Here is a 4,012-nt window from a genome sequence, read left to right as displayed (position 1 = left end):
CGGGTCGGAGAGGCAGTGACCTCAGCGGAAGTCGCCGAAGTCGATGTCCTCGAGCGGGATCGCCTCGCCCGAGCCGAGGCCCAGGGCGGGGAAGTCGATCTCGTCGTAGCCGAAGGTCGGGTACAGCTCGGCCTTCGCCTCCTCGGTCGGCTCCACCGTGATGTTCCGGTAGCGGGGCAGGCCCGTGCCGGCAGGGATGAGCTTGCCGAGGATGACGTTCTCCTTGAGGCCCAGGAGCGGGTCGGAACGACCCGACATCGCGGCCTCGGTGAGGACGCGCGTCGTCTCCTGGAAGGAGGCGGCGGACAGCCACGAGTCCGTCGCGAGCGACGCCTTCGTGATGCCCATGAGCTCGGGACGGCCCGACGCCGGCTGGCCACCCTCGGACACGGCCTTGCGGTTCGCGTCCTCGAACCGGCCGCGCTCGGCGAGCTCGCCGGGCAGCAGGTCCGTGGTGCCGGAGTCGAGGACCGTCACGCGCCGCAGCATCTGCCGCACGATGACCTCGATGTGCTTGTCGTGGATGTCCACGCCCTGGGAGCGGTAGACCTCCTGCACCTCGTCGACCAGGTGCTTCTGCGTGGCACGGGGGCCGAGGATGCGCAGCACCTTCTTGGGGTCGACGGCGCCCTGGACCAGCTGGGTGCCGACCGCGACGTGGTCGCCGTCGTTCACCAGCAGGCGCGAGCGCTTCGTGATCGGGTAGGCGATCTCCTCCGAGCCGTCGTCCGGCGTGAGGACGATGCGCCGCGAGCGGTCACCCTCCTCGATCGCGATGCGGCCCGAGAACTCCGCGATGGGCGCCTCACCCTTGGGGGTGCGGGCCTCGAAGAGCTCCTGGACACGCGGCAGACCCTGCGTGATGTCGTCGGCCGAGGCCACACCACCGGTGTGGAACGTCCGCATCGTCAGCTGGGTGCCGGGCTCACCGATCGACTGGGCCGCGATGATGCCGACGGCCTCGCCGATGTCGACGAGCTTGCCCGTCGCGAGCGAACGGCCGTAGCACTTCGCGCACGTGCCGACGCGCGACTCGCAGGTGAGCACGGAGCGCACCTTGAGCGTGTCGACGCCCGACTCGAGCAGGCGGTCCAGCAGGACGTCGCCGACGTCGTCACCGGCGTGGCCGATGAGCTCGCCGTCGACCTCGATGTCCGTGGCCAGCGTGCGCGAGTAGACGCTCGTCTCGACCTTGTCGTGACGACGCAGCCCGTCCGTTCCCGGGACGCCGATCGGCATCGTCAGGCCACGCTCGGTGCCGCAGTCCTCCTCGCGGACGATGACGTCCTGCGAGACGTCCACCAGACGACGCGTCAGGTAGCCCGAGTCGGCGGTCCGCAGAGCGGTGTCCGCCAGACCCTTGCGGGCTCCGTGCGTCGCGATGAAGTACTCGAGGACGGAGAGGCCCTCGCGGTAGTTCGCCTTGATCGGGCGCGGGATGATCTCGCCCTTCGGGTTGGCGACCAGACCACGCATGCCCGCGATCTGGCGGACCTGCATCCAGTTGCCACGCGCACCCGAGCCGACCATGCGGTACACCGTGTTGCGGGCAGGGAAGTTCTCCTGCATCGCCTTGGCGACCTTGTCCGTGGCCTGGGTCCAGATCTCGATGAGCTCCTGACGGCGCTCGTCGTCCGTGATCAGACCCTTGTCGTACTGGCCCTGGACCTTGGCGGCCCGCGCCTCGTGCTCCTCGAGGATGTCCTTCTTCGCGGCCGGGGTCGCGACGTCGGAGATCGAGATCGTCACGCCGGAGCGCGTCGCCCAGCGGAAGCCGGCCTCCTTGAGCGCGTCGAGGGACGCCGCGACGGCGACCTTCGGGTAGCGCTCGGCGAGGTCGTTGACGATCGCCGAGAGGCGCTTCTTGTCGACCACGCCGTTCTCGTAGGGGTAGTCGACCGGCAGCAGCTCGTTGAAGAGCGCACGGCCGAGCGTCGTCTCGAACAGCAGCGTGTCGCCCTCGGACCAGCCCTCGGGAGCGTCGTCCTCGGACAGCACCAGGTCGTCGAACCGGATCTTCACGACCGCGTTGAGGTCGAGCGTCCCCTGGTCGAACGCCATGATCGCCTCGGAGACCGAGCTGAACGCGCGGCCGGCGCCCTCCGCACCCTCGAGCCGGTCCGACGTCAGGTGGTACAGGCCGATGATCATGTCCTGCGAGGGCATGGTCACCGGACGGCCGTCCGACGGCTTCAGGATGTTGTTGCTCGAGAGCATGAGGATGCGGGCCTCGGCCTGCGCCTCCGCGCTCAGGGGCAGGTGGACGGCCATCTGGTCACCGTCGAAGTCCGCGTTGAACGCGGCGCAGACGAGCGGGTGCAGGTGGATCGCCTTGCCCTCGACGAGCTGCGGCTCGAACGCCTGGATGCCCAGACGGTGCAGCGTGGGCGCACGGTTCAGCAGCACCGGGTGCTCGGTGATGACCTCCTCGAGCACGTCCCACACGACCGGGCGGGCGCGCTCGACCATGCGCTTGGCCGACTTGATGTTCTGCGCGTGGTTGAGGTCCACGAGCCGCTTCATGACGAACGGCTTGAAGAGCTCGAGCGCCATCTGCTTGGGCAGGCCGCACTGGTGCAGCTTGAGCTGCGGGCCGACGACGATGACCGAACGGCCCGAGTAGTCGACGCGCTTGCCGAGCAGGTTCTGGCGGAACCGGCCCTGCTTGCCCTTGAGCATGTCGGAGATCGACTTGAGCGGACGGTTGCCGGGGCCCGTGACCGGGCGACCGCGACGGCCGTTGTCGAACAGCGAGTCCACGGCCTCCTGGAGCATCCGCTTCTCGTTGTTGACGATGATCTCCGGCGCGCCCAGGTCCAGGAGCCGCTTGAGGCGGTTGTTCCGGTTGATGACGCGGCGGTACAGGTCGTTCAGGTCCGACGTGGCGAAGCGGCCACCGTCGAGCTGGACCATCGGGCGCAGGTCCGGCGGGATGACCGGGACCGCGTCGAGGACCATGCCCGTCGGCGAGTTGTTCGTCGTGAGGAACGCGTTGACGACCTTCAGACGCTTGAGGGCACGCGTCTTGCGCTGGCCCTTGCCCGTCTTGATGATCTCGCGCAGGTTGTCGGACTCGGCCTCCAGGTCGAACGCCTCGAGACGCTTCTGGATCGCCGCGGCGCCCATCGAGCCCTCGAAGTAGTTGCCGTAGCGGTCCTGCAGCTGGCGGTAGAGCAGCTCGTCGCCCTCGAGGTCCGCGACCTTGAGGTTCTTGAAGCGGTCCCACACGTTCTCGAGGCGCTCGAGGTCCGCGTCCGCACGCTTGCGGATCTGGGCCATCTCGCGCTCGGCCGAGTCGCGGACCTTGCGGCGCGCGTCGGCCTTGCCGCCCTCGGCCTCGAGCTCGGCCAGGTCGGTCTCGAGCTTGAGCGCGCGGGCGTTGATGTCGTTGTCGCGGCGGTCCGCGATCTCCTTCTTCTCCAGGTCGATCTCGTTCTGGAGGTTCGGGAGGTCCTCGTGACGGCCCTCCTCGTCGACCCACGTGATCATGTAGGCCGCGAAGTAGATGACCTTCTCGAGGTCCTTGGGCGCCAGGTCGAGCAGGTAGCCCAGACGCGACGGCACACCCTTGAAGAACCAGATGTGCGTCACCGGGGCGGCGAGCTCGATGTGACCCATGCGCTCACGGCGCACCTTGGAGCGCGTGACCTCGACACCGCAGCGCTCGCAGATGATGCCCTTGAAGCGGACGCGCTTGTACTTGCCGCAGTAGCACTCCCAGTCCCGGGTGGGACCGAAGATCTTCTCGCAGAACAGGCCATCCTTCTCCGGCTTCAGGGTCCGGTAGTTGATGGTCTCGGGCTTCTTCACCTCACCGTGCGACCACGCACGGATGTCGTCGGCCGTGGCCAGGCCGATGCGCAGCTCGTCGAAGACGTTGACGTCGAGCAAGGGGTCCTACTTCCTTCGCTTGCCGGGGCCGTGTGAGGCCCGGCGGACGGAAATGGTGCAAGGGGTGCGGGCGCTGTCGCGGGCGGCGGGGCCGCCCGCGACAGGCTCGTCGTCAGATCTC

General features: G+C 68.3%; 1 protein-coding gene. It reads right to left on the bottom strand.

Annotation, left to right across the window (positions count from 1 at the left end):
* Window positions 1-21: 21 nt before the first annotated feature.
* The gene (locus tag CTKZ_RS15265) at window positions 22-3,891 is read right to left on the bottom strand and encodes a DNA-directed RNA polymerase subunit beta' (protein ID WP_124343744.1); all 3,870 of its coding nucleotides are present in this window, start codon (window positions 3,889-3,891) and stop codon (window positions 22-24) included.
* Window positions 3,892-4,012: the final 121 nt, after the last annotated feature.

Source organism: Cellulomonas algicola (genome assembly GCF_003851725.1).
Lineage (GTDB): Bacteria > Actinomycetota > Actinomycetes > Actinomycetales > Cellulomonadaceae > Cellulomonas > Cellulomonas algicola.
Note: the sequence above shows the minus strand (reverse complement) of the source record. Positions and strands in the feature narration are given on the sequence as shown.